The sequence below is a fragment of the Acidovorax sp. FJL06 genome (assembly GCF_003852545.1).
Taxonomy (GTDB): Bacteria; Pseudomonadota; Gammaproteobacteria; order Burkholderiales; family Burkholderiaceae_C; genus Acidovorax.
This window is the reverse complement of sequence record NZ_QAJR01000003.1, coordinates 128,739-153,394: the sequence shown is the minus strand read 5'-3', so window position 1 is coordinate 153,394 and position 24,656 is coordinate 128,739. Positions and strand designations below refer to the sequence as shown.

Sequence of the window (24,656 nt, the reverse complement as noted above, 5' to 3'; positions counted from 1 at the left end):
GCGCGCTGTGCAGGGGCCGCTCAGGGCGGCAGCGGGAGTCTGCCCATCGGGCCATCCGGCCCGGCATCGCCGGGCCCGTCTGCACCATCGCTGCCCGCACCCTCATCATCGCCGCCCGGTTCAGGGCTCCCTGTGGCACGCGTTGCGGGGCTGCTCTCCACGGCATTGCGCGAGCGGATCACCACGCCGCCGGGCCGCCGTTCGCTGTCCTGCCCCAGGATGGCGCGCGCCGGGGTGGTGCCCATGCGCTGGCGCAGCGCATCGATGGCTTCCTGCAGCGGCTCGGGCGATGCGATGCGCGCACCGTGCCGCAGCAGCACCTGCTGCGACAGGTCCAGGAGCTTGGAGTTGAGGGTGGCGTCGGCCTGCTGCAGCAGCTTTTGCACGGCGCCTGCGGGGTTGCCTGCCAGGCTCTGGGCCATGGCAACTTCGGCGGCCTTGTTGACTTGCTGCAGGCAGTCGCGCACCAGCACGCCATAGGGCTCATGCAGGTTGCAGGCGTTGGCCATCAGTTCGGTCAGGCCGCGCGTGTTGGCGTAGCGCATGCCCAGGGCGCGCACCCAGCCCTCGCCCTCGGGCAATTCGATGGAGGTAACGGCCAGCACCGCCAGCAGGCTGCCCAGGTTGCAGGCGGCTTCAAAGTCAAAGCTGGCGGCCGTGATCTCACGTGCCATGGCGCGCACCGATTCGACAGCCTGCGAGAACTGCCGCTGCTGGATGAGCTGCAGCGCCCGCGCGACCTCGGCAAACCGGCGGACGCGTGCGCTCTCGGCGTGGCGCTCCAGGATGCGCGCAAAGTCGGCCATGCAGCGCTCGATGCCTTTGCGGTCGTTCTCGGCGTAGTAGGCAAAGGTCAGCAGCACCAGCGACTGGTAGTCGAACAGCTTGGAGTCGATCCCCAGGATCACGGCCCGGGCCAGTACCTTGGTGGCCGTTTCGCGGTCGCCCATGTAGTACGACATCATCCCCAGCTTCTGCAGCCGCACCACCGAATCCGGCGTGAGGGTGCTGGCGGTGCGGTAGGTTTCGATGGCCTGCGCGAAGTTGCCCAGCTCCACCTGGGCGCGGCCGAGCACGTCGTAGGCATCGGCAAACGAAGCGTCTTCGCCGATCAGCTCCTGCAGGGTGGTGATGGCGCGCGCCGCCTGGCCCGATTCGATCTGCGCGCGCGCCACCCCGAGCTTGGCCCAGGGCAGGGCGCGGGCGGCGATCACGGCCTCGAACAGCGTGCGTGCCTCGTCGTGCCGGCCCAGGCGCAGCAGCAGCTCCGAGCCGATGCGCGCGGCATACAGCCAGTAGGGCTTGCGCGCCTCGAAGCGCTCCACGCACAGCGCAGCGGCTTGCTCGAAGTCCTCGGCCTCGATGGCGTCAAAGATGGGCTTGAGGTGCACCTTGCGCAGGCGCGCCAGGCTCAGGCGCTCGAACAGTGCGCTGGGCGTGAAGGGTTTGAGCAGGTAGCCATCCAGCGCCGACTCGGCGGCCTCGGCCACGGCGGCATACGAGGCCTCGGCCGTGACCATGAAAAACACGGTGGAAAACGGCAGCAGCTGCGCGCGCCGCAGGTCGTCCAGCAGGGTCTGGCCCGAGGAGTTGGCATCGCCAAAGAACTGGTCGCACAGCACGTAGTCAAACACCGTGTGCTCCAGCCGGCTGCGCGCGTCCTGCACACGCGAGCACTGCACGATGCGGTTCACGCCGTATTCGCGCAGTTGCCCGGCCAGGATGCTGCGTGACGTGGCATTGCTGTCCACAATCAGTGCCTGAACCTGGGTGGAGGCGGGGGGGCGGTTCTCGGTGGCCATGGAGGGTGAACTGGCCTGCGTGTGGCGTGGAGGAGACAGCCCCAGTGTACTGGCCCATGGCCGCCCGTGGGCGTCGGGCAAACCCGCTGCGGGCACGGCTTGCGACACAATCCCAAGTGAGTGCGTTCAACTACCGCTTCCAGGACCATGCAACACGACGATATTCTGCGGGTGGCCACCTACAACATCCACAAGGGTGTGCAAGGCATCGGCCCCGCGCGGCGGCTGGAGATCCACAACCTGGGCCTGGCGGTCGAGCAGCTCGATGCCGACATCGTCTGCCTGCAGGAGGTGCGCAAGCTCCACCGGCGCGAGGCGGCCTACTTTCAGCGCTGGCCCGATGTGCCCCAGGCCGAGTTCCTGGCACCCGAGGGCTATGAGTCGGTGTACCGCACCAACGCCTTTACCAAACATGGCGAGCATGGCAACGCGCTGCTCACGCGCTGGCCCGTGATCGGGCACCAGCACGAGGACATCTCGGACCACCGCTTCGAGCAGCGCGGCCTGCTGCATGTGGAGGTGAATGCCCAGGGCCGCAATGTCCATGTGATCGTGGTGCACCTGGGGCTCATCCCCGGCAGCCGCGTGCGGCAGATCGAGCGCCTGCAGGGGTTTATCGAGCGCGAGGTGCCGCCCGGTGCGCCGCTGGTGGTGGCCGGCGACTTCAACGACTGGGGGCAGCAGCTCAAGCGCATGCTCGCCGGGTTTGCGCTGTATGAGTTTGAAGGCCCGCGCGCTTTCACCTACCCCGCGCGGCTGCCCCTGACCCAGCTGGACCATGTGTATGCGCGGGGCCTCACGCCCCTGTCGCTGCATGTGCCGCGCGGCCGCATCTGGTGGCGCATGTCCGACCACCTGCCGCTGATCGCCGAATTCCGGTTGTGAGCACGTGAAGAAAAAGCCGCCCCTGGTCCGTGGCACGGAGTTTTCGGACGACCACCGGGTGCGTCTGCTGCAGGGCGCCGAGGAGCTGTTCCCGGCCCTGATACTGGCCATGGACGCCGCGCTGTCGGATATCCAGTTCGAGACCTACATCTTCGATTTCACCGGCTCGGGCGCGGCCGTGGCCGAGGCGCTGATGCGTGCGGCGCAGCGGGGCGTGCGCACCCAGCTGGTGGTGGATGGCGTGGGCACGGGGGCCCTGCCCGAGGCCTGGGCCGGGCGGCTGCAGGCCGCCGGGGTGCGGTACAGCGTGTACTCGCCGCTCGGGCCCCTGGGCCTGCTGCTGCCCCACCGGTGGCGGCGGCTGCACCGCAAGCTCTGCGTGGTGGATGGCCACCTGCTGTTCTGCGGCGGCATCAATGTGCTGGATGATTTCCACGACCCCAACCACGGCACGCTCGACGCCCCCCGCTTTGACTTTGCCGTGCGTGCCACGGGCAGCCTGGTGGCGGCCGCCAGCGACACCATGGACCAGCTCTGGTGGCGCATGCAGGCCGTGCAGACCATGCGTGGTGCACGCCTGCGCCGCCTGCCCGAGGCGCTGCAGGCCCTGCGCGCGGCCAGCGCCGCCAGCCACGCGGCACGGCTGGACGGCGCCGCCGGCCCGCCCATGCGCGCCGCGCTGGTGCTGCGCGACAACGTGCGCAACCGCAGCCGCATCGAAAAAGCCTACCGCCGCGCCATCGGCACCGCGCGGCACGAGATCATCATTGCCAACGCCTACTTCATGCCCGGCGGCAAGCTGCGCCGCGCGCTGGTGCTGGCGGCGCGCCGGGGTGTGCGTGTGCGCCTGCTGCTGCAGGGGCGCTATGAATACTTCATGCAGTACCACGCGGCCCGGCCGGTGTATGGCGCGCTGCTGGAGGCGGGGGTCGAGATCTACGAATACGCGCCCAGCTTTCTGCACGCCAAGGTGGCCGTGATCGACGCGCGGGGCGAGCGGCCCTGGGCCACGGTGGGCTCGTCCAACCTCGACCCCCTCTCCCTGCTGCTGGCGCGCGAGGCCAACGTGGTGGTGGAAGACGGCGCCTTTGCCGCCGACCTGCGCCAGCGGCTCGTGCACGCCATGCAGCACGCCGGCCGGCGCATGGACCCCGCACGCTATGCCGGCCGCCCGCTGCGCCAGCGCGTGCTGGACCGCATCGCCTTTGGCCTGATGCGGCTGGCCCTGTGGGTGACGGGCAACCGATACTGACAGGCGGGCAGTGCCATGTGCTGCGGGGTGATTGCTATAAAAATAATAGCTGTTGGCGCTTGTCCAATAAGCGCTAGCTGCCTAAAACCCTTGAAATCGGAAGATCGCGGTTCGCTGTTACGATTCTGGCCATGTCCAGCCAAACTCCTGCCGCCGATATGACGCCCACCCCGCCGGATGATGAAGGCACGCCTGTCTCCGTCAAGATCCGCGAGCGCCTCGCCGCCGCCCGCAAGCGCTTTCACGCCAACGACAACATTGCCGAGTTCATTGAGCCCGGCGAGCTGGAGAAGCTGCTCGACGAGGTCGAGGCCAAGATGCAGGGCGTGCTCGACAGCATGGTGATCAACACCGAGGGCGACCACAACACCAACAACACCGCGCGCCGCGTGGCCAAGATGTACATCAACGAGGTGTTCAAGGGCCGCTATGTGGCGCAACCGCCCATCACCGAGTTCCCCAACGCCGAGCACCTGAACGAGCTGATGATCGTTGGCCCCATCACCGTGCGCAGCGCCTGCAGCCACCATTTCTGCCCTGTCATCGGCAAGATCTGGATCGGCATCATGCCCAACGAGCACACCAACGTGATCGGCCTGAGCAAGTACGCACGCTTGGTGGACTGGGTCATGGGCCGCCCCCAGATCCAGGAAGAAGCCGTGGTGCAGCTGGCCGACCTCATCATGGAAAAAACCCAGCCCGACGGCCTGGCCGTGGTGATGGAGGCCAGCCACTTCTGCATGTCCTGGCGCGGTGTGCGCGAGATGGACAGCAAGATGATCAACTCCGTGATGCGCGGCGTGTTCCTCAAGGACAGTGCCCTGCGCCGCGAATTTCTCTCGCTCATTCCTGGAAGGAACTGACATGCTCGTGCGCCTGCTTTATGCCAGCCGTGCGGTGGACACCTCGCCCGCCGCCATTGAAGCCATCCTCACGCAATCGCGCGAGCACAACCCCGCCTGCGGCATCACCGGCGTGCTGTGCTACGGCGGCGGCGTGTTCCTGCAGGCCATCGAGGGCGGGCGCTCCGCCGTGAGCGACCTGTACGGCCACATCCAGAAGGACCCGCGCCACAAGGATGTGGAGCTGCTGCACTACGAAGAAATCTCGGAGCGCCGCTTTGGCGGCTGGACCATGGGGCAGGTGAACCTCTCCAAGATCAACCATTCCATCTTGCTCAAATACTCCGAAAAGCCCGAGCTGGACCCGTATGCGGTGTCGGGCAAGGTGTCGTTTGCGCTGCTGGAAGAGCTGATGGCCACGGCCTCCATCATCGGAAGAGCATAGAGATCACCCCCCTGAGGCGCTGCGCNNCTTCCCCCCGCTCTCGCACCACTTCGCGGTGCGGGCAGGGGGACGCCACCAGTGCGGCGGGGCGGCCCTTGCACGGTGGCCCCCGGCTTGGGCCGCGCCAGTTGCAGATGCCGTGAGCGGTACCTAGCCCTTCAATCCAAGCCGCAGCCGCCATCGCGCTGCGGCTTTTTGCATTCAAGCCCTCTCTCTTTCTGACCCGTGACCTTCACCGCCTTCGCCCTCATCATCCTCGCCGGCCTTATCCACGCGTGCTGGAACATCGTGGCCAAGAAGGCCGGGGGGGACTCACGGTTTGCGTTCTTCACCTCGGTGATCATGATGATCGTCTGGGCGCCACTGGGCTGGTACCTGGGGCGTGACGCGGTGCCGCTGTGGGGCGCGGTGGAGTGGGGCTTTGTGGTGGGCAGCGGGCTGCTCCATGTGGCGTACTTCGTCATCCTGCTGCGCGGCTACCGCGTGGCCGACCTCACGGTGGTGTATCCGCTGGCGCGCGGCTCGGGGCCGCTCTTGTCGTCGCTGGTGGCCATCACGTTGCTGGGCGAGCAGATCTCTGCGCTCGGAGCCTTGGGCATCCTGGGCGTGGTCGGCGGTGTGTTCCTCATCGCGGGCGGCCCGGGCCTGTTGCGCGCGGCGCACGACCCCGCCGCGCGGGCGCGTGTGCACAAGGGCATGTTGTATGGCTTGCTCACCGGCGCGTTCATTGCCAGCTACACGGTGGTCGATGGCTATGCGGTCAAGTTTCTGTTGATGTCGCCCATCCTGGTGGACTACATGGGCAACTTTGTGCGCGTAGGCCTGCTGGCGCCGGTGGTGCTGCGCGATCTGCCCACCGCCCGCACGCTCTGGCTGGCGCAGTGGCGTTTTGCTCTGGCCGTGGCGGTGGTGAGCCCTGTAGCTTACGTGCTGGTGCTGTACGCCATGCAGCAGGCGCCCATGTCACACGTGGCCCCGGCGCGCGAGGTGTCCATGCTGTTTGCCGCCCTCATCGGCGGGCACCTGCTGGGCGAGGGCGACCGCGTGGCGCGCATCTTCGGCGCGCTGTGCATTGCAGCAGGCGTCACGGCCCTGGCTTTGGGATGACGGCCGCTGCACCGGCGCCAGTGCTGCTGGGCTGCGATTTCTCCAGCAGCCCCACGCGGCGCAAACCCATCGTGCTGGCGCTGGGCCAGCGCCACGGGGCGCGCGTGCAGCTCAACGCCCTGCAGCCCTTCGACACGCTGGCCGCGTTCGGCCAGTGGCTCGCACAGCCCGGTGATTGGGTGGGCGGCTTTGATCTGCCCTTTGGCCTGCCGCGCGAGCTGGTGCAGGCACTGGGCTGGCCCACCGACTGGCACGCCTGCATGCAGCACTACCACAGCCTCAGCCGCGAGCAGATCCGCGCGCAGTTTGCGGCGTTCTGCGATGCACGCCCCGTGGGCGGCAAGTTTGCGCACCGCGCGACGGACGGGCCCGCAGGCTCCAGCCCCTCGATGAAATGGGTGAACCCGCCCGTGGCGTACATGCTGCATGCCGGCCTGCCGCTGCTGCTCGAGGCGGGCGTGCACCTGCCCGGCCTGCATGGGAGTGACCTGCGCCGTGTGGCACTGGAGGCCTACCCCGGCCTGCTCGCGCGCGAAATCCTCGGTCGGCGCAGCTACAAAAGCGACGACCGCGCCAAACAAACCCCCGACCGCCTCATCGCCCGCAAGGACCTGGTCAACGCGCTGGAGCTGGGGCAGACCCGCCTGGGCCTGCGCCTCAAGCTCAGCCACGCCCAGCGCGACACCCTGGTGGATGACGCCAGCGGCGACAGCCTGGACGCCGTGCTGTGTCTGCTGCAGGCCGCCTGGGCCCATCAGCGCCATGCCGAAGGCGATGCGCTTTACGGCCTGCCGCCGGGGCTGGACCCGCTGGAAGGCTGGATCGTCACGGCTGACAAGCCGTGACCGGCCATTCCACCGCTTTTCCTGGCATCGGCCCGCCTCAGGCCGCCTAGCATGGGCGGGCATCACTGGATGATTTGTTTACCCATGCCTTTCGCCCCCCGCCTTTTGCTCGTCCTGGCCCTGCTGGCCCCGCTGCTGGCGCAGGCCGCTCCCGCGCCCTGGTACTACTGGCGCAGCCTGGTCGATGGCCAGCGCGTGTGCGCCCAAACCTCGCCCGGCCCAGGTTGGGAGCAAGACAGCGCCGCCCACGAAGGCCCCGGCTGCCAGCCGCGCCGCAAGGTGCTCGTCGTGCCCATGCGCTGACCTTGGCGCCGGTCGGGGGCGTGTTGGGTGTTGTTTTGTTATAAAAATAATAGCTATATGCGATTGCCAGATAAGCGCTAGAGGCCGAAATTGCTTGCAATAGTATGCGTGCATTCCATAATGGATGCACCATGACCGAACTCATCCTCATCCGCCACGGAGAGACCGACTGGAACCGCGAACTGCGCTTCCAGGGCCACGTGGATGTTCCCCTCAACGCCACCGGCCACGAGCAGGCCCGCCGCCTGGCCGAGCGCCTGGCCGCCGAGCAACTCACGGTGGACCACCTGGTCTGCAGCGACCTCATCCGCACCCGCCAAACCGCAGCGCCCAGCCTGCAGGTGCTCTTCCCCGAACTGCACATCGACACCCTCACCGACAGCGCCCTGCGCGAGCAGGCCTTTGGCGTGGTGGACGGCAAGCGCGTGGACGACGTCAAGCTGGAACACGCCGACGCCTGGAACCAGTGGCTGCGTTTTAAAGCCGACTACGGCATGCCCGGCGGCGAGACCACCCGCCAGTTCCACACCCGCGTGATGGACGCCGTGTACCGCATCGCGCAGCGGCACGCAGGCCAGAAGGTGATGGTCGTCACCCACGGCGGCGTGCTCGACATGGTCTGGCGCACCGCACGCGGCACGGGCCTGGACGGCCCGCGCCAGAGCGACATCCCCAACGCGGGCCTGAACCGCGTGCGGGTGGATGGCGATGCGGTGGAGGTGTTGGACTGGGCCGACGTGCGGCACCTGGCGGATTTGCCGGAGCAGCCGGTGTATGACCAGAAGAAGCTGGTGGTGCGGTGAGTAACCTGCTCTGAAAAATAGCAGCGGTTTGCGCCTGCCGGGTAGGCGCCAGGAGCCAGGATGGCCAGGCACTGCGGGGCCCCCTGGATCTCAAGCATTTTCCTAGCCCAGCTTGGCCAGAATCCCTCGCGCCACAAGGAAGGTGGCAGCACCCGCCAGCGGGATGAGCAGCAGCGTGATCCCCAGCCCGCCGAAGCGGCAGGCGAGGGCGGGAAGGGTGAAGTCTGTGCTGCACATCGCCTGCGAGAGGGTGTCCAGATGCCCCACGACCCAGAGGAGCGTGAAGTAGGAGGCCAGCAGGCCGAGGACGATGGAGGCGAGGGTTTTCACGGCGGACTCCGGTGGGCGCATGGCACGGGCAACCCCAGTGCGGTATGGACCCCGCCCGCTTGCCGCGCCAGCCGCACCGACTCCGGCTGCCCATTCACCATCGGCTGCAACACGTTCTGCACCGCCGCCCACTGCCCATTGCGCTGCAGCGCATCCAGCCAGATCTGGTGGAACAGATCCCGCTGCGCATGGCTGCCGCCAATCTCCACCAGCCGGGGCAGGGCCACGCCCAGCTTCTCTACCGCCGTCGCCCAGTCGCCCTGCGCATGCGCCAGCAGACCGTGCGCGGCGGGCACACACACCTGCTGCCACACGGTGCGCTCCTGCGCCTCGGTGCGGGTGGCGGCGTGGGCTTCGATGTGGTGCAACAAGCGGCGCGCGGCCTCGGTGCGGCCCGCGCGGGCCAGGCCGTAGAGGTATTGCAGGTCCAGAAAGGGCAGCACATGGTCGGCCAGGCGCAGGGCGAGGTGGTCGGCCACATCGGCCCAGCGGGTGCCCACGTCCACGCCCGCCAGCTCCAGCCGCGCCAGCAGCGAGACGGCGTTGATCTGGTCCTGCGTGTATTCCTTGACCACGCCCCAGACCTGGCTGTCGTAGAGCGCCAGCACCTCGGCATGCCGGTCCTGTTCCAGCAGAAACAGCGCCTGGTGCCACCAGTTGTGCGTGACCATGAAGGAGTTCAGGTCCGTCCAGGTGTCGCTCACGCTGGCCATGAAGTCGGCGCCTTCACGGATGCGGCCCTGGGTCAGCATCACATGGGCCAGCGCGTGGTGGGCCCAGGGTTCTTTGCGGCACAGTGCGATGGCGTGGCGGGCCGAGTCTTCGGCGCGGTCAAGCAGGTGGCATTGCTCCCAGCCAAAGGCGAGCATGCCGTGCAGATAGGGCACCTCGGCCGCAGCGGGCAGGGCCTGCAGGGCCAGGCGCAGCATGCCGGGCGAGTCGCCCCGATTGAACAAATGGTATTGGCCGAGCTTGAGCGATGCGAGGTCGCGCGGGTGCAGGCGGGCCTGTTCCTCATGCAGCGCGATGGCGCGAGGCAGGTCGCCGTTCACCCAGGCGGCCACGGCGGCCACAAAGCGTTGTTCGCGCTCGCTGGCCTCTGGGGCGTGGGCCAGGGCCTGTTCAATAAAGGGCTGTGCGTTGCGGGGGGCGTCGGCCGACTCGGCAAACATGTGCAGCGCTGCGCAGCTGGCCTGCACGATGGGGCTGGGGTCGGCCGCAGCGTTCAGCACGTTCACCGCGCGGGCTTCGCAGGCGATGAAGCCTTCGACAAAGTCGTTCAGCGCCGTCGCGCTGGCCTGGTCGTGCAGCGTGATCGGGTTGCCCAGGCTGTCGGTTCTTGGTGCCATGTCAGTGATCCACAGTGTTGAGCTTCACCCCCGATGCATGGGCCCGACACGGCGCAGGCCAGAGCAGCCGCGCAAGGGCCGCCCCGCCGCGCTGGCTGCGTCCCCCTGCCCGCAGCGCGCAGCGTTGCGAGAGCGGGGGGAAGGCCCGCAGGGCCTCAGGGGGGTGTCGCTTCATTTCAGCCGCCCTTGATCAGGGCCAGGTAGGCGTTGCGCGTCTCGGCCGAGACCGCGTCGATCAGCTGTTCGTGCGGGGTCTGGTGGCGCGCCAGCATGCGGGCGGTGGCCACGGTCTTGGATTTGCAGAACCAGTGGCAGGTGTGCTGCATGAGGAACAGCTCGGCCGTCATCATGAAGGCGCGGTCCTTGGGTGACAGGTGGCCGGTGTTCTGCACCACATGGGCAATGCCGCGCGCGTGGATGGCGAGCGCGCGGCGCATGTCGAAGGTGAAGCTGGGCAGCAGCTGTTCGGCAAACGGAAGGGGCAGCGACAGGCGGCTGACGCGGGTGTGGGCTTCGTCCACCTTGGCGAAGTCGGCGGCGAAGCGGCTGAATTGCTCGCTCAGCTGCGACTCGGTGGTGCTCAGCAGGCTCCAGATCTGGCTGCGGCGCTCGTCGGTGCTTTCGCCCAGGGCGCGCAGGTAGCCGTCGGTCAGCGCCTCCATCAGCTTCTCGATCTGGTAGTTGGCCAGGTATTTGCCCAGCAGCGCGATGCGCTTGCGCTGCTCCTTGGCGTTGAGCATGTAGGTGCCGGTGGCGATCAGGATCGCCAGGATGAGGATGTCCATGGGGTGGATCGTTAAGGGGTCTGTCGGGCGGTGGCCCCGGGCGCCAGAGAGCCCGGGGGTGGTGCTTCGGGGGGCCGGAGCCTCCTGCAAAACCCCAAGGTTACCAACACCCACCCCGCCGCATGCCCAGGGTTATGCCGAGGGGGGTTGGGGCCAGGCCCTTTGGGGCTCGCGGATCAGCTCGAAGGCGTGCGCCACCTGCAGCACACCCAGGTCGTCAAAACGCGCTCCCGCAATCTGCAGGCCGATGGGCAAACCGCTGCGGGTGTAGCCGCAGTTGACCGAGGCGGCGGGCTGCTCGGACATGTTGAACGGCACGGTGAAGCCGATGTGCTCCAGCGGGCGCAGCGGGTCGTTGGTGGGCGAGGGCAGCTCGGCCTGGAAGGCGGGCATGGGGGCCACGGGCGAGATCACATAGTCAAATGCGCTGCAGGCCTTGACCGTGTTCACCCGGGTCAGGTGGAACTGGTGGCTGGCGTTGAACACTTCGGTGCCGCTCAGGCCGGCGGCACTGTCGGCCCAGGCGCGGATGTAGGGCAGCACCTTGTCGCGCCGCGCGGCAGGCAGGGCCTGCAGGTCGGTGTGCGAGCGCATGCGCCAGAAATGGTCCATGCCGTCGAGCATGGCCTGCGCCATGAAGGGCTGCATGGGCACGATGGTGGCGCCTGCGCTTTCCATGAGACGGGCCGCGTGCTCGATGGCGGCCTTCACTTCGGGCTCCACGGGCAGGCCGCAGCCGGCATCCAGCAGCAGGCCTATCTTCAAACCTTGCAGGCTGCGCGCGCGCTCGGCCAGCTTGTTGAACTGGCCCCAGGCGATGTCCTGTGCGGGCAGGCTCATGCTGTCGCGTGCGTCGGGCTGGCTCAGCACCTGCATCATCAGCGCGGCATCGGCCACGGTGCGGGTCATGGGGCCGGCGGCGCGGCCGGTGTAGGGCGGGTCGATCGGGATGCGGCCCAGGCTGGGCTTGAGGCTGAAGATGCCGCACCAGCTCGCGGGCAGGCGCAGCGAGCCGCCAATGTCGGTGCCGATGTGCAGCGGGCCGTAGCCGGCAGCAGCGGCGGCGCCGCCCCCGGCGCTGGAGCCACCGGGGCCTTTGCTCACGTCCCAGGGGTTGCGCGAGAGCGGGTGGAAGGTGGACAGGCCCGAGGACAGCATGCCGTAGTCGGGCATGGTGGTCTTGGCCACGATGACGGCGCCGGCCTCGCGCATGCGGGCGGCGGGGGGCGCGTCGGCCGCGGCAGGCACCAGTTCGACGGCGGCTGTGCCCAGCGGCGTGGGGTCGCCCTGGGTGGCGATGTTTTCCTTGATGGTGCTGGGCACGCCGTCGAGCGCGCCCTGGGGCTCGCCGCGCAGCCAGCGCGCTTCAGAGGCGCGGGCCTGCGCGAGCGCGGCTTCGGGCCGCAGCAGGTAGGTGGCCTGGATGTGGGGCTCCCAGCGCGCTATGTGCGCGAGCACGGCCTCTGTGACCTCCACGGGAGACAGCGTGCGCTGGCGGTAGGCGGCCAGAAGTTCGTGGGCAGGCAGGTCGTGCAAGGCGGTCATGTCGGGAGTTTTATAAGTAAAAAAGGCTGCTATCGCTTGTTGGTAAAGCGATAGCAGCTATTGTTTCAGGAGCTATCTGCTCCCGCGCGTTTCAGCTATTCATTGCGCGGCGCGCTACCCGCAGCCTTGGAAACTGGCGCGACCCAGGCGCGGGCAGCCGAGCAAGGGCCGCCCCGCAGCGAGGGCTGCGTCCCCCTGCCCACATCGCGCAGCGATGTGAGAGCGGGGGGAAGGCCCGCAGGGCCTCAGGGGGGTGTCTCATCAACCCCAGGACAGCGCCGAGAGGTCGTTCACGAACACGGGCATGTCTTTCCACAGGCCCTTGAGGTTCTTGTTGGCCACCGTGATCCATTGGTTGGAGTACAGGAAGGCGTGCACCGAGTCCTGCGCCAGCAGGCGTTGTGCATCGCCCAGCAGGCGTGCGCGGTCGGCGGGGCGGGCGGCGTTCTTGATCTGGTTGAACAGGTCGTTGAACTTGGGCGAGTTGTAGGCCCAGTAGTACTCGGGCTTGGCGAAATTGCCCAGGTCGAACGGCTCCACGTGGCTGATGATGGTCAGGTCGTAGTTCTTGCTGCCGTAGGTGCCGCTGAGCCACTGCGCCCATTCCACGTTCTGGATCTTGGCGACGATGCCGACCTTGGCGAGCTGGGCCGCAATCACCTCGCCGCCCTGGCGCGCGTAGGGCGTGGGCGGCAGCGTCAGGGTCAGCTCCAGCGGCGTCTTGATGCCGGCCTCGGCGAGCAGCTTCTTGGCCTTCTCGGGGTCGTAGGGGTTCACGCCCGTGGTGTCCACGTAGCCGAACGCGCCGGGCACATAGTGGCTGCCGATGGGCGCGCCGTAGCCGTCGCCTGCACCTTCGATCACGGCCTTGCGGTCCACCGCCGCGGCGATGGCACGGCGCACGCGCACGTCATCGAGCGGCTTCTTGCCGTTGTTGATGGCCAAAATGGTCTTGGCGCGCGAGCCGCTCACCACCACCTGGAACTTGGGGTTGGCCTTGAACTGGGCCACGCTGCGCGGCGTGACGCGGGGGAAAGCGTCCACGTCGCCCGCCAGCAGGGCGGCCACCTGGGCGGCGGGGTCGGAGATGAAGCGGAACGTGGCGCGCTTGATCTTGATGGCCTTGGCATCGCGGAAACCGTCCCAGGCCGTCAGCACGACGGAGGAGCCCTTGTTCCAGGCATTGAGCTGGTAGGGGCCGGTGCCCACGGGCTTGTTGGCGTTGCCGTCGGCGCTCTTGGGCTCGACGATGATGGACGTGGCCTGGCCCAGCACGAAAAGCAGGTCGGGGTCGATGTCCTTGTTGAGCAGCACCACGGTGGTGTCGTCCACCACCTGCGTGGTGATGCCCGCAAAGGTGCGCTTGTCCTTGTTGGTGCTCTTTTCGCCGCCGGCGCGGTCGAACGAGAACTTGACGGCCGCCGCCGTGAAGGGTTCGCCGTTCTGGAACTTCACGCCCCGGCGCAGCTTGAAGGTGTAGGTCTTGAGGTCGGGCGAGACCTCCCAGCTCTCGGCCAGCAGGGGCGATACGCTGCCGTCGGCGTTGATCTTGGTGAGTGTCTCGAAGATGTTGTACTGCACGATCTCGGCAATGGCCGAGGCGGCGCCGGCCGTGGGGTCCAGGCCTGGGGGCTCCAGCGTCATGGCCAGCGTCACCGCATCTTTGCGGCCTTGCGCGAGCGCACTGAGCGGGGTGGACAGGGGCACGGCGGCAAAAGCGCCAGTGGCAAGTACGGTACGGCGGTTCAGCATGTTCGGACTCTCCAGACAAAAAAACCAGACGAAGACCCCGGTGTCGTGGCAGTGGGTTACCGGGGAGAAGAAAAAGCTTTTTACACCATCACACCTGTATTTGGTTATGCGGTTTTTGCGGTGGCTACCGCTGCCGCAGCGGCCTCTGCACGGCGCGCGCGGGCCCGGCCCGGCTGCACCTGGGGCACCGCGCCCACCAGCGACTGGGTGTAGGGGTGCTGCGCGTTGCGGAACAGCTCGGCGGGCGAGCCGCGCTCCACGATGCGGCCCTGGTACAGCACCACCACTTCGTCGCACAGGTGGTTCACCACCGCGAGGTCGTGGCTGATGAGCATGTAGGTGATGCCGAACTCCTGCTGCAAATCCTGCATCAGATTCAGCACCTGGGCCTGCACGGACACGTCCAGCGCGCTCACGGGCTCGTCGGCCACGATGAGGCGCGGGCGCGTGATGAGGGCGCGGGCAATCGCGATGCGCTGGCGCTGGCCGCCCGAAAATTCGTGCGGGTATTTGCCCAGGTCGTTGGTGCGCAGGCCCACCTGCGACAGCACCTGGGCCGCCTGCTCGCGCTGCTCGGCGCGCGTGGTCTGGCCCTGGGCCTGCAGGGGTTCGGTCACGATGCGCTCCACCGTCTGGCGCGGGTCCAGTGAGCCATAGGGGTCCTGGAACACCATCTGGAAGTCGCGCCTGGCGTGGCGCAGCTCGGCCGGTGCCAGCTGGTGCAGGTTGCGCCCCAGCAGGTGCACCGTGCCGGCGGTGGGCGCATCCAGCGCCATCACCGTGCGCGCCAGGGTGGATTTGCCCGAGCCCGATTCGCCCACGATGCCCAGGCTGCGGCCCGCAGCGATGGAGAAGCTCACGCCGTTGAGCGCATGCACCTTGCCCGGGGGCTGGAAGAGGTGCTCGCGCGGCAGCGTGTATTCGCGCACCAGGTCTTGCACCTGGAGCAATGCGGTGTTGTTGCTCATGCGGCCACCTCCGCCGCCTGCGTCGCGCCATGGGCGTCTGCGATGGCTTCGGGGCGCAGGCAGCGCACTGCGTGGTCTCCGTCCGCGTCGGTGGCAATCCACGTGGCGGTGGGCGGCTCGCGGTGGCAGGCGTCGATGGTGTAGCTGCAGCGGCCCGCAAACGGGCAGCCGGCGGGCAGGTCCACCAGCTCGGGCACGGTGCCGGGGATGGTGGACAGGCGCGGCCGCTGGCCGGGGGCGTGCACGGCGCCCAGGTGGGGGCGTGCAGCAAACAGGCCGCGCGTGTAGGGGTGCGCCATGGCTGAAAAGACGGAGGCGGTGGAGCCGCTTTCGACCACGCTGCCGCCGTACATCACCATCATGCGGTCCACGTTCTGCGAGATCACGCCCAGGTCGTGCGAGATGAGGATCAGCGCCATGTTGCGCTCGGCCACCAGGTCGCTGATGAGGTCCAGGATCTGCTGCTGGATGGTCACGTCGAGCGCCGTGGTGGGCTCGTCGGCAATCAGCAGGTCGGGCCCGCAGGCCAGGGCCATGGCGATGGTGATGCGCTGGCGCTGCCCGCCCGAGAACTGGTGCGGGTAGGCATCGAAGCGCTGCGCGGCGTTGGGGATGCCCACGCGGTCCAGCAGCGCAATGGCTTCCTGGCGTGCAGCGGCGGCGTTCAGGCCCCGGTGCAGGCGCAGGGGCTCGGCCACCTGGCGGCCGATGGTGTGCACGGGGTTCAGCGCCGTCATGGGCTCCTGGAACACCATGCCAATGCGGTTGCCGCGCATCTGGCACATCTGTGCGTCGGTGCGGCCCACCAGCTCTTGTCCGTCGAAACGGATGCTGCCCGTGACCTGTGCGCTGTCGGGCAGCAGGCCCATGAGCGACATGGCGGTGATGGACTTGCCACAGCCCGATTCACCAATCAGGCCCAGGGTTTCGCCGCGCGCCAGCGTAAAGCTCACACCGCGCACGGCATCGGCCGGGCCCCGGTGCGTCTGCAGGCGGATGCGGAGGTTGGAGACTTCAAGCAAGGGCATGGCAGCAGGTCTTCATCGTTCGCAAATTTTGTTCAGCTGTCTATCGTGCCGGACGCGGCCGATGCACAGGCATGCACGAGGCCAGTGCCCCCGTGCAAGGGCCGCCCCGCCGCACTGGGGGCGTCCCCCTCCCGCATTGCGCAGCAATGCGAGAGAGGGGGAAGGCGCGAAGCGACTCAGGGGGTGTCATCGCTTCCTCGAGAGTCGGGGGTCCAGCAGGTCGCGCAGACCATCGCCCAGCAGGTTCAGTCCGAGCACGGCCAGCGCAATCGCCACGCCCGGCCACACAGCCAGCAGCGGGGCCTGGAACATCAGTGTCTGCGCCTCGCTGAGCATGCGGCCCCAGGAGGGCTGGGGCGGCTGCGTGCCCAGGCCCAGGTAGGAGAGGGCGGCCTCGGCCAGGATGGCAATGGCGAACTGGATGGTGGCCTGCACGATCAGCACCGACAGGATGTTGGGCAGCACATGCTCGATGGTGATGCGCCAGCTGCCCTTGCCACAGGCGCGTGAGGCCATGATGTACTCGCGCGACCACACGGCATTGGCCGAGGCGCGCGTGACGCGCGCAAACGTCGGGATGTTGAAGATGCCGATGGCGATGATGGAATTGACGATGCCCGCGCCAAACACCGCCGTCATCATGATGGCCGAGAGAATGGCGGGGAAAGCGAAGGTGAAGTCGGCCAGCCGCATGATGAGTTCTTCCACCCAGCCGCGTTTGGCGGCCGCCAGCAGGCCCAGGGCCGTGCCCAGGCCCAAGCCAATGCCCACGGCGATCACGCCCACCAAGATGGAATTGCGCGCGCCCACCAGCAGCAGCGAGGCCACATCGCGCCCGAACGCGTCGGTGCCCAGCCAGTGCTTGCCCGTGGGCGGCTGCAGCTTGGCGGCCAGGTCCATCTCGTACGGCGACCAGGGGGTCCAGACGAGCGACAGCGCTGCAGCCAGGATCAGCAGCAGCGACAGCACGGCGCCAATCACAAAGCTGCGGTGGCGCAGCGCGCGGTGCCACCAGCCCGGTGGTTGGGTGCCTGCGGGCGGGGCAGCAGATGGGGCGGAAGGAGATGCGGCGCTCATGGGCAAGAGGAAATCAGATGTCGCTGGCTTTGACGCGGGGGTCGATCACGGCGTAGAGGATGTCCACGACGAAGTTGACGATGACCACCATGGCGGCGAGCAACATCACGCAGTTGCGCACCACGATCAGGTCGCGGTTGGAGATGGACTGGAAGATCAGGCGGCCGAGGCCCGGCAGGTAGAACACGTTCTCCACCACGATGGTGCCCGCCAGCAGGTTGGCAAACTGCAGCCCCATCACGGTGATCACCGGAATCATCGCGTTGCGCAGCACATGGCCCCAGAGCGCCGCGCGCTGCGACAGGCCCTTGGCGCGAGCGGTGCGTACAAAGTCTTCGCGCAGCACCTCCAGCACGGCCGAGCGCGTGATGCGCGCGAGGATGGCGGCCTGCACCACGGCCAGGGCAATCGCGGGCAGCAGCAGGGCCTTGAGGGCTTCGAGCGGGCTGCCGCCCGCGTCTTCGGTCCAGCCGGGGAAGCCGCCGGCCGAGAACCACTGCAGCTTCACCGAGAACAGCAGGATCAGCAGGATGGCGAACCAGAAATTGGGGATGGCAATGCCGATCTGCGCCAGCCCCATCACGCCCACGTCGCCCAGCTTGTTGTGGCGGGAGGCCGCATACACACCGGCCGCCAGGGCCAGCACCGTGGTGATCACCATGGCCATGAGGGCCAGGGGCACGGTGAGGGCCAGGCGCTCCAGCACCAGGTCGAGCACGGGCGAGCTGTAGGCATAGCTGTCGCCCATGTTGCCCACCACCAGTCCGCTGACCCATTGCCAGTAGCGCAGGCTGGCGGGCTGGTCCAGCCCCAGCTTGCTGGCCAGCGCGGCCACGGCCTCGGGCGAGGCGTCGGGCCCCATCAGGATCTGGGCGGCGTTGCCCGGCAGGATCTCCAGCACCAGGAACACGACGATGGATGCGCCGATCAGCGTGGCCAGAAGGGTGGCAAACCGTTTGAGGAAAAACAGACCCATGGAGGAGGCGTGGGAAGAGGGTGGGGCGCGGGTGCGTCAAAATTAATGTGTATACACAGCATAACGGTAAAAACATCCCCGTCGGCGGTGGTGGGTTGCAGTGTGGCACGCAAGGCACATGCCACCGCGCGGGATAATACGGAGCATGAACTGCGCCGCGTACCCCCTTGCCCTTGTGTCTGGCCCCGTGCCCAGGGAGGCCGTATGGCGCTGATGATCACCGACGAGTGCATCAACTGCGATGTGTGCGAGCCCGAGTGCCCGAACCAGGCGATCTACCTGGGGCAGGAGATCTACGAGATTGACCCGGGCAAATGCACGGAATGTGTGGGGCATTTCGACGAACCCCAGTGCGTGCAGGTCTGCCCCGTGGCCTGCATCCCGGTGAACCCGCAGCATGTGGAAAACCGCGAGACGCTGTGGCAGAAGTTCCAGCGCCTGCAGGCCGGCGCATCGGCCTGAGGGGCGCGTGGGGCATGGGCCCTGTGTGGCTGCTACCGCTTGTAGGATGTGTCTAATAAGTTATTGAATTGATAGCAAAAGCGCCTTCTTTGGAAGGCGCTTTTTTGCTTTTGTGGCGTACCGGCCTGTCAGTCTTCCGCAGGGCGGGGGGGCTTGGGGCGGGGTGGTTTGGTGGTGTGGATCAGCAGGGTGGCCTTGTCCATCTCGCCCGCAAGCAGGGCGGGATAGGCCTTGAGGGAATGTGCGATGCAGTCTTCGATCAGCGTGCGCTGCTCGGGGGAGGGTTTCTTGAGCACCCAGTTCGCCACTTCGCCTTTGACCCCGGGATGGCCGATGCCGATGCGCAGGCGCCAATAGTCGGGGGAGCCCAGCTGGCCGTGGATGTCGCGCAGGCCGTTGTGTCCGGCATGGCTGCCGCCGCGTTTGAGCTTGACCTGGCCGGGGGCAATGTCCAGTTCGTCATGCACCACCAGGATTTCCTCGGGCAGGATCTTGAAGAACCGCGCCAGTGCCGCCACCGATTTGCCCGAGAGGTTCATGAAGGTCTGCGGTTGCAGCAGCCACACGCTCTGGCCGTGCACGGTCGTGCGCGCCACGAAGCCGTGGTAGCTGCGCTCGGGCACCAGGGTGGTCTTGAGTTCGCGCGCCAGGGCGTCAATCCACCAGAAACCGGCGTTGTGGCGGGTGGCCTCGTAGTCGGGGCCTGGGTTTCCCAGGCCAACAAACAGCTTGATCATCTGCGGATTATCCGTGGGAGAAGGCAGTGGATGGGCGCCGCCGGGGGCCTTGCCCGTCTGTGTGTGCGCGCCGTGCCATGGCATGGCATGCCATGTGCGTGTTGTTGCCTGCAAAAACAAAACGGCCCACGCAAGGTGGGCCGTTGGGCGGCCAGCGCCGCAGGGCGCGCTGGCCAGGCTGAGCAGCAATCGGAAGATTACTTCTTGCCCTTGCCCTTGCCCTTGGCGTCTGCAGCAGGAGCGGCGTCAGCAGGGGTTTCCACCACCACGACTGGAGGCACGACGGACACCAGCACGGGGTTGTTGTTTTGGCCGCCACGGATCTTGGCCGTCACGCCCTTGGGCAGCTTGACGTCCTTCAGGTGCAGGGAGGCACCCTTTTCCAGCTTGGACAGGTCCACGGCGATGAATTCGGGCAGGTCCGAAGGCATGCAGGTCACGTCCAGTTCGTTCACGATCGGGTTGACCATGCACTTGTCCACCTTGACGGCGTTGGACTCTTCAGCGCCGCTGTAGTGCAGTGGCACCTTCAGGTGCAGCTTGGTCTTGTCGTCCACGCGTTGGAAGTCGATGTGCAGCACCAGTTGCTTGTAGGGGTGGTATTGCACGTCACGCAGCACCACCTTGGCGGTTGCGCCGGCAACTTCCATGTCCAGCACGCTGGAGTGGAAGGCTTCCTTCTTGAGGGCGTGCCACAGGGCGTTGTGGTCGATCTCGATCAGTTGGGGTTCGGTGGTGCCACCGTAGACGATGCCAGGCGTCTTGCCCGAATTGCGCAGACGGCGGCTCGCACCCGTACCTTGCTTGGCGCGCTCAAAAGCGACGAAGTTCATAGTTAGCTCCTGAAAAGGGTCGACCGCGACCAGCCATACCCCGTTGAAAAAAGACCTGTGTCGCCACGGTGGCGGCAGGCCTGCGCAATGCTCTCGAACAGACAAGCCTCCCGAAGGAGGCTTGCGTGCAATCCGGCTGCAACGCTCCCCGAGGGGCGCGTGTCAGAACAGGTTGTCCTGGTCCGAGAACAGACTCATGACCGACTCCCCCTTGGCGATGCGCTGGATCGTTTCTGCGATCAGCGGGGCCACGGAAAGCTGGCGAATCTTGGAACATCCCTTGGCGTTGTCGCTCAGGGGGATGGTGTTGGTCACTACCACTTCATCGAGGGCCGTGCCCTTGGCGATGCGTTCAATGGCAGGGCCCGAGAAAATGGGGTGGGTGCAATAGGCATACACGCTCTTGGCGCCACGCTCCTTGAGCACCTCGGCCGCCTTCACCAGCGTGCCGGCGGTGTCGATCATGTCGTCCATGATCACGCAGTTGCGGCCTTCGATCTCGCCGATCACGTGCATGACTTCCGACACGTTGGCCTTGGGGCGGCGCTTGTCGATGATGGCCAGGTCGCAGCCCAGCTGCTTGGCCAGGGCACGCGCACGCACCACGCCGCCCACGTCGGGGGACACCACGATCAGGTCCTCGTAGTTCTTCTGGCGCAGATCGCCCAGCAGAACGGGGGAGGCGTAGATGTTGTCCACGGGGATGTCGAAGAAGCCCTGGATCTGGTCGGCGTGCAGGTCCATGGTCAGCACGCGGGCCACGCCCACGGCCTGGAGCATGTTGGCCACGACCTTGGCGGTGATGGGCACGCGGGTGGAGCGGGGGCGGCGGTCCTGGCGGGCGTAGCCGAAGTAGGGGATCACGGCGCTGATGCGCTCTGCCGATGCACGCTTGAGCGCATCGACCATGATCAGCAGTTCCATGAGGTTTTCGTTGGTGGGGGCGCAGGTGGACTGCACCACGAAAACATCGCGCGCACGCACGTTTTGCTTGATTTCGACGGTGACTTCACCGTCAGAGAAACGACCCACGTCGGCTGCACCGAGGGTGGTGCCGAGGTGCTGGGCGATTTCAGCTGCCATGCCAGGATTGGCATTGCCGGTGAAAACCATGAAGTCGGGGTGGTTGGCTTGCATGAGAGTCCCAGCAATCTGAAAAATAAGCCCGTACGCGAGAAAATATTTGGCAGGGGAAGAAGGATTCGAACCTTCGCATGCCGGAATCAAAATCCGGTGCCTTAACCAGCTTGGCGACTCCCCTACACAGGTCAACTGCCGAAAGCAGTCAACCTTAATTCTCGTCTGATGCCCACCCTGCCAGAGGATGAATCATCAGGTTTTCACATGCTTTGACTTGCCAGCCCTTGGGGGCATCACTCAAGTCCATGTCATGTGACATTTGCGCAAACACTGCGCTTCCAGAGCCTGTCATTCTAGCCTGTAATCCGTGGTCTCTGAGCCATTCGATGGCTTGTGTGACTTCCGGGCAAAGAGCCTGAGCAACCGGCTGCAAGTCGTTTCGACCGAAGTCAAAGTGTTCTGCAGCAAAGCCTAAGATTGTAGCACTATCTGAATCGCGTTTCAAATTCGGTGACGAAAAAATTAATTTTGTCTCCAAACCTGCTGCGGGCTTCACGATGGCAAAGCGCGCTTGCGGTAGTTGCTGTGATTTCTCAAGCGGCGTGATTGTCTCACCAATTCCCTCCACCCAAGCGTTGTGGCCGCGTAAAAAAAAAGGAATATCTGCGCCGAGCTGCAAGCCGATCGTTTCCAGTGCCGTGCGGGACAGGTTCAGGCCCCACAGGCGGTTCAAGGCCAGCAGTGCGGTGGCGGCGTCGGAAGAGCCGCCACCCATGCCTGCCTGGGCAGGAATGCGCTTGAGAACGCCCATGTGTGCGCCCAGCGTGCAGCCTGTGGCGGACTGCAGTGCATGCGCGGCCCGCAGCGTCAGGTCCATTTCGGGAAGGGCGGGGCCCAGGTCCTCCCGCGTGAGGAGGCCGTCCGTGCGGCGCTCGAAATGCAGGGTGTCGCACCAGTCCACCAGCATGAAGACCGACTGGAGCAGGTGGTAGCCATCGGCACGGCGCCCGGTGATGTGCAAAAAGAGATTGAGTTTGGCCGGGGCCGGAACGTCGTACAGCGCTTGCATCGCAGAGTCAAAAAAAAAGGGGGGCGGGGGCGGCGGATCGTTGTGCTACCGAGTCAGTGCAATGCGCAACGTGGCTTGCGGCGCAGGGCTGTCGCGGCGTGCGATCAGTCGCCCGTCCGCAATGCCCGACAGATCGGCCTGCCAGCCCGTTGTCGTGGCCTGGGTGCCATGGAGCCAGCTGAAAAGAGCCGCAATGGGGACCTGTGTGCCCGTCACTTCTTGCACCAGCGCATCCAGTGAGTCCGAGCTGCGCGTGTCCTGCCCGCTCAGCAGTTGGGCATGGCCATCGCCCCAGTCCAGTTGCGCCAGGCGGTTGCCCAGGGGGCTGAGAAGCACGAGGCTGCCCTTGTCGGCGCTGCCTTGCAGCTCGAACAGGGCCGAGAAGGATTGGGATGCCTGCCCTTCGACCTGCAGTGCAATTCGCCCGCTCCAGCTGTCTGCTTCGGCGCTGGTTCTGGGGGCGGGCTGGGCGCAGCCCGCCAGCCACAGCAGGCACAGTGCAAGCCACCCCGCTACCCATCGGAAGGAGGACTGTGACAGTGCGCGCGTGCCATGCCCAGGCGTGTTGCGGGTGGCCTGCATCAGAGGGCGGTCCCGAGGCGCTTGAGTGTTTCCTTGAGTGTGTCGTTGTCAGGGCTGACGCGCTGTCCTTCTCTCCAGACCCGGGATGCTCCCTCTTTGTCGCCCATGCTCCACAGGACCTCGCCCAGGTGGGTCGCAATTTCCACATCGGGGCGCGCCTTGTAGGCGGCTTCCAGATGGCGCCTCGCGTCGGCCTTGTTGCCCAGGCGGAATTCCACCCAGCCGAGGCTGTCCATGATGAAAGGGTCGTTGGGGGCGAACTCCAGTGCCTTCAGGATCAGCTGCTTGGCCTCTGCCAGCCGCAGGCCCCGGTCTGCAAGCGAATAGCCGAGTGCGTTGTAGGCGTGGTGGTACTGCGGATGGTGGGCAATCACCTGCCGCAGCAATTGCTCCATGGTGCCTGGTTTGCCCACTTTTTCTGCCAGCATCGCCTGGTCGTAGACCAGTTCGGCGTCGTCCGGGGCCAGTGCCACCAGTTCGACCTGCACCTGGTAGGCCTCTTTGTAAAAGCGCTGCTCGCGCAGCAGTTGCACTTCGGCCGACAGCTTCATGCGCTTGTCGTCGGCTGAGGAGCCTGGCAGGTTGCGCAGCAACGCCCGCGCTTGCGCGAGCTTGCCCTGGCGCGCCAGCAACGAAGCGCGGCGGGTCTGGGCGCCAAAAATCTCTTCTGCATTGTCAATGCGCCCCAGCCAGGCCTCGGCGGTTGCGAAGTCCTTCTTCTTCTCGGCAATTTGCGCGTAGAGCAAGTAGGCCTGGGTCAGGCTCTTTTGCCGTGCCTCGGCATCCGGGGCGGTCGAGGACAGGTCCATGAAGCGCTGCAGTGAGGCTTCGGCAGCGGGCAGGCGGTTGTCCTGGAACTGCAGCGTGGCGACCACGAGCCAGGCTTCCGCGAGGTCGGGCTTTTCCTGGGTCACGGCTTCCAGCTGGTGGCTGGCTTCCGGGTAGCGCTGCAGGCCCAGCAGCACGCGCGCATATGCCATGCGCAACTCGGGAACGGGCTGCTTGGTCAGTGCCTGAGCCACGATTGGCTCGGCTTCCGGTACGTTTTCGTCCATGAGCTCCAGGGCCAGCCGTGCGGCATCTTCGCTGGCGTTGTCCAGGCTCTGCGCCTTGCTTGCCGCGTTCAAGGCGCCGCTTTTGTCGCCCGCCGCCAGGCGCAGGCGCCCCAGGGCGACCCAGGCGGCAGGGCCTGTGGCGGGATTGGTCAGCTCGTCCACCAGGGCCTGTTCCACGACCTTGGCAGCCAGCGCCTTGTCGCTGGCGCGCCCATACATCTGGGGCAGGGCAGACAGCGTGGTGGCCTTGGCGCGGGCGGGGGACTGTGCGAGCTCCTGGCGCAGCAGGTCGGGGGTTTCGCCGATCCGGTTGAGGGCGACCAGAATCTGCAGCACGTAGCGGTTGGCCTCGCGCGATTGCGGCAGTGCTTCTTTCCAGGCCTTGGCTGCGGCCAGGGCGTACTCGCCGGAGCGGGCCTGCAGAGCAATGTCTGCCGCGCGTTGGTAGAGCTGGCCGTCAGCACTCCGGCGTGCGGCTTCCAGCATGAAGGCATAGCCGGCGCCGGGATCACCCGTGCGCGCGCTGATCTCTCCCAGAAAGATCTCGTAGAACAGCTCGGCGTCGAGGGCCGGATGGGAGGTCACCGGAGGGCCGCCGGTGGTGGCGCGGTCGTCACTGCGGGGTTGTTGGGCCCATGTTGATTGGGCGGCCACCGCCACAAGGGTGGTCAATGCGGCGGTTCGAAGGCTGTGAAATAGCACCATCGGGTCATAATAATCCATGCCTGTGAAGCCGTTGCCCGG

At 66.6% G+C, this 24,656-nt stretch carries 25 protein-coding genes and 1 tRNA gene; 9 read left to right on the top strand and 17 right to left on the bottom strand.

Translation table 11 applies throughout. The features are described 5' to 3' along the window. Positions 1-20: 20 nt before the first annotated feature. Positions 21-1,802, bottom strand: coding sequence for a response regulator (locus DBV10_RS02310; RefSeq protein WP_124510225.1), 1,782 nt, complete (start codon positions 1,800-1,802; stop codon positions 21-23). 147 nt (positions 1,803-1,949) lie between these two features. Here DBV10_RS02310 and DBV10_RS02305 point away from each other — a divergent pair, with 147 nt between their 5' ends. The 8 genes from DBV10_RS02305 to DBV10_RS02265 all read left to right on the top strand — a co-directional run bounded on the left by DBV10_RS02305 (position 1,950) and on the right by DBV10_RS02265 (position 8,284). Next, on the top strand, positions 1,950-2,687 hold the full coding sequence (locus DBV10_RS02305) for an endonuclease/exonuclease/phosphatase family protein (RefSeq protein WP_124510223.1): 738 nt from the start codon (positions 1,950-1,952) through the stop codon (positions 2,685-2,687). A gap of 4 nt (positions 2,688-2,691) precedes the next feature. Continuing rightward, on the top strand, positions 2,692-3,939 hold the full coding sequence (gene clsB, locus DBV10_RS02300) for a cardiolipin synthase ClsB (RefSeq protein ID WP_199740022.1): 1,248 nt from the start codon (positions 2,692-2,694) through the stop codon (positions 3,937-3,939). A 131-nt stretch (positions 3,940-4,070) separates the two neighbouring features. Then, complete coding sequence (gene folE / locus DBV10_RS02295; protein WP_124510221.1) at positions 4,071-4,802, top strand: GTP cyclohydrolase I; 732 nt, start codon at positions 4,071-4,073, stop codon at positions 4,800-4,802. 1 nt (position 4,803) lies between these two features. Beyond that, complete coding sequence (locus DBV10_RS02290; RefSeq protein ID WP_124510219.1) at positions 4,804-5,226, top strand: BLUF domain-containing protein; 423 nt, start codon at positions 4,804-4,806, stop codon at positions 5,224-5,226. 225 nt (positions 5,227-5,451) lie between these two features. Beyond that, a complete protein-coding gene (locus DBV10_RS02280) occupies positions 5,452-6,333 on the top strand; it encodes a DMT family transporter (RefSeq protein ID WP_124510217.1) in 882 nt (293 codons plus the stop codon). Continuing rightward, on the top strand, positions 6,330-7,178 hold the full coding sequence (locus DBV10_RS02275) for a DUF429 domain-containing protein (protein WP_124510215.1): 849 nt from the start codon (positions 6,330-6,332) through the stop codon (positions 7,176-7,178). Before DBV10_RS02280 ends, DBV10_RS02275 begins: the two co-directional genes overlap by 4 nt. An 84-nt stretch (positions 7,179-7,262) precedes the next feature. Then, the gene (locus DBV10_RS02270; RefSeq protein ID WP_124510213.1) at positions 7,263-7,481 is read left to right on the top strand and encodes a hypothetical protein; all 219 of its coding nucleotides are present in this window, start codon (positions 7,263-7,265) and stop codon (positions 7,479-7,481) included. Positions 7,482-7,612: 131 nt separating this feature from the next. Beyond that, complete coding sequence (locus tag DBV10_RS02265) at positions 7,613-8,284, top strand: histidine phosphatase family protein (protein WP_124510211.1); 672 nt, start codon at positions 7,613-7,615, stop codon at positions 8,282-8,284. Between the two features lie 102 nt (positions 8,285-8,386). On the opposite strand, the gene DBV10_RS02260 is transcribed toward DBV10_RS02265, so the two are convergent. From DBV10_RS02260 to DBV10_RS02215, 9 genes are all read right to left on the bottom strand, one after another. Then, positions 8,387-8,614 carry a hypothetical protein gene (locus tag DBV10_RS02260; RefSeq protein WP_124510209.1) on the bottom strand — a complete coding sequence of 76 codons (228 nt, stop codon included), beginning with the start codon at positions 8,612-8,614 and terminating at the stop codon, positions 8,387-8,389. Further along, complete coding sequence (locus DBV10_RS02255; RefSeq protein WP_124510207.1) at positions 8,611-9,963, bottom strand: tetratricopeptide repeat protein; 1,353 nt, start codon at positions 9,961-9,963, stop codon at positions 8,611-8,613. Before DBV10_RS02255 ends, DBV10_RS02260 begins: the two co-directional genes overlap by 4 nt. Before the next feature lie 176 nt (positions 9,964-10,139). Beyond that, positions 10,140-10,748, bottom strand: coding sequence for a hypothetical protein (locus tag DBV10_RS02250; RefSeq protein WP_124510205.1), 609 nt, complete (start codon positions 10,746-10,748; stop codon positions 10,140-10,142). 132 nt (positions 10,749-10,880) lie between these two features. Further along, positions 10,881-12,293 carry an amidase gene (locus DBV10_RS02245; RefSeq protein ID WP_124510203.1) on the bottom strand — a complete coding sequence of 471 codons (1,413 nt, stop codon included), beginning with the start codon at positions 12,291-12,293 and terminating at the stop codon, positions 10,881-10,883. Between the two features lie 261 nt (positions 12,294-12,554). Next, positions 12,555-14,045: an ABC transporter substrate-binding protein gene (locus tag DBV10_RS02235; protein ID WP_124510201.1), complete on the bottom strand. Its 1,491-nt coding sequence runs from the start codon at positions 14,043-14,045 to the stop codon at positions 12,555-12,557. A gap of 104 nt (positions 14,046-14,149) precedes the next feature. Further along, the gene (locus tag DBV10_RS02230; RefSeq protein ID WP_124510200.1) at positions 14,150-15,013 is read right to left on the bottom strand and encodes an ATP-binding cassette domain-containing protein; all 864 of its coding nucleotides are present in this window, start codon (positions 15,011-15,013) and stop codon (positions 14,150-14,152) included. Further along, positions 15,010-16,041, bottom strand: a complete 1,032-nt coding sequence (locus DBV10_RS02225; RefSeq protein WP_124510198.1) for an ABC transporter ATP-binding protein — start codon at positions 16,039-16,041, stop codon at positions 15,010-15,012. Before DBV10_RS02225 ends, DBV10_RS02230 begins: the two co-directional genes overlap by 4 nt. 186 nt (positions 16,042-16,227) lie before the next feature. Beyond that, entirely contained in the window at positions 16,228-17,118 is an 891-nt protein-coding gene (locus tag DBV10_RS02220; protein ID WP_124510196.1) for an ABC transporter permease, read from the bottom strand. Between the two features lie 13 nt (positions 17,119-17,131). Beyond that, positions 17,132-18,094 carry an ABC transporter permease gene (locus DBV10_RS02215; protein WP_124510194.1) on the bottom strand — a complete coding sequence of 321 codons (963 nt, stop codon included), beginning with the start codon at positions 18,092-18,094 and terminating at the stop codon, positions 17,132-17,134. A gap of 204 nt (positions 18,095-18,298) precedes the next feature. Here DBV10_RS02215 and DBV10_RS02210 point away from each other — a divergent pair, with 204 nt between their 5' ends. After that, positions 18,299-18,556: a YfhL family 4Fe-4S dicluster ferredoxin gene (locus tag DBV10_RS02210; protein ID WP_124510192.1), complete on the top strand. Its 258-nt coding sequence runs from the start codon at positions 18,299-18,301 to the stop codon at positions 18,554-18,556. A 128-nt stretch (positions 18,557-18,684) separates the two neighbouring features. Here the strand turns inward: DBV10_RS02210 and pth are convergent, their stop codons facing one another. The 7 genes from pth to DBV10_RS02175 form a co-directional block, all read right to left on the bottom strand. Continuing rightward, a complete protein-coding gene (gene pth, locus DBV10_RS02205) occupies positions 18,685-19,293 on the bottom strand; it encodes an aminoacyl-tRNA hydrolase (protein WP_124510190.1) in 609 nt (202 codons plus the stop codon). Positions 19,294-19,490: 197 nt separating this feature from the next. Next, positions 19,491-20,126, bottom strand: a complete 636-nt coding sequence (locus DBV10_RS02200; protein WP_124510188.1) for a 50S ribosomal protein L25/general stress protein Ctc — start codon at positions 20,124-20,126, stop codon at positions 19,491-19,493. Positions 20,127-20,288: 162 nt separating this feature from the next. Then, positions 20,289-21,263, bottom strand: coding sequence for a ribose-phosphate pyrophosphokinase (locus DBV10_RS02195; RefSeq protein ID WP_015012772.1), 975 nt, complete (start codon positions 21,261-21,263; stop codon positions 20,289-20,291). A gap of 47 nt (positions 21,264-21,310) precedes the next feature. Beyond that, positions 21,311-21,387 (bottom strand) — tRNA-Gln (locus tag DBV10_RS02190). Between the two features lie 30 nt (positions 21,388-21,417). Beyond that, on the bottom strand, positions 21,418-22,275 hold the full coding sequence (ispE, locus tag DBV10_RS02185; RefSeq protein WP_124510186.1) for a 4-(cytidine 5'-diphospho)-2-C-methyl-D-erythritol kinase: 858 nt from the start codon (positions 22,273-22,275) through the stop codon (positions 21,418-21,420). Positions 22,276-22,320: 45 nt separating this feature from the next. Further along, the gene (locus DBV10_RS02180) at positions 22,321-22,857 is read right to left on the bottom strand and encodes a lipoprotein insertase outer membrane protein LolB (protein WP_124510184.1); all 537 of its coding nucleotides are present in this window, start codon (positions 22,855-22,857) and stop codon (positions 22,321-22,323) included. After that, positions 22,857-24,635, bottom strand: coding sequence for a tetratricopeptide repeat protein (locus DBV10_RS02175; RefSeq protein WP_124510182.1), 1,779 nt, complete (start codon positions 24,633-24,635; stop codon positions 22,857-22,859). Before DBV10_RS02175 ends, DBV10_RS02180 begins: the two co-directional genes overlap by 1 nt. Positions 24,636-24,656: the final 21 nt, after the last annotated feature.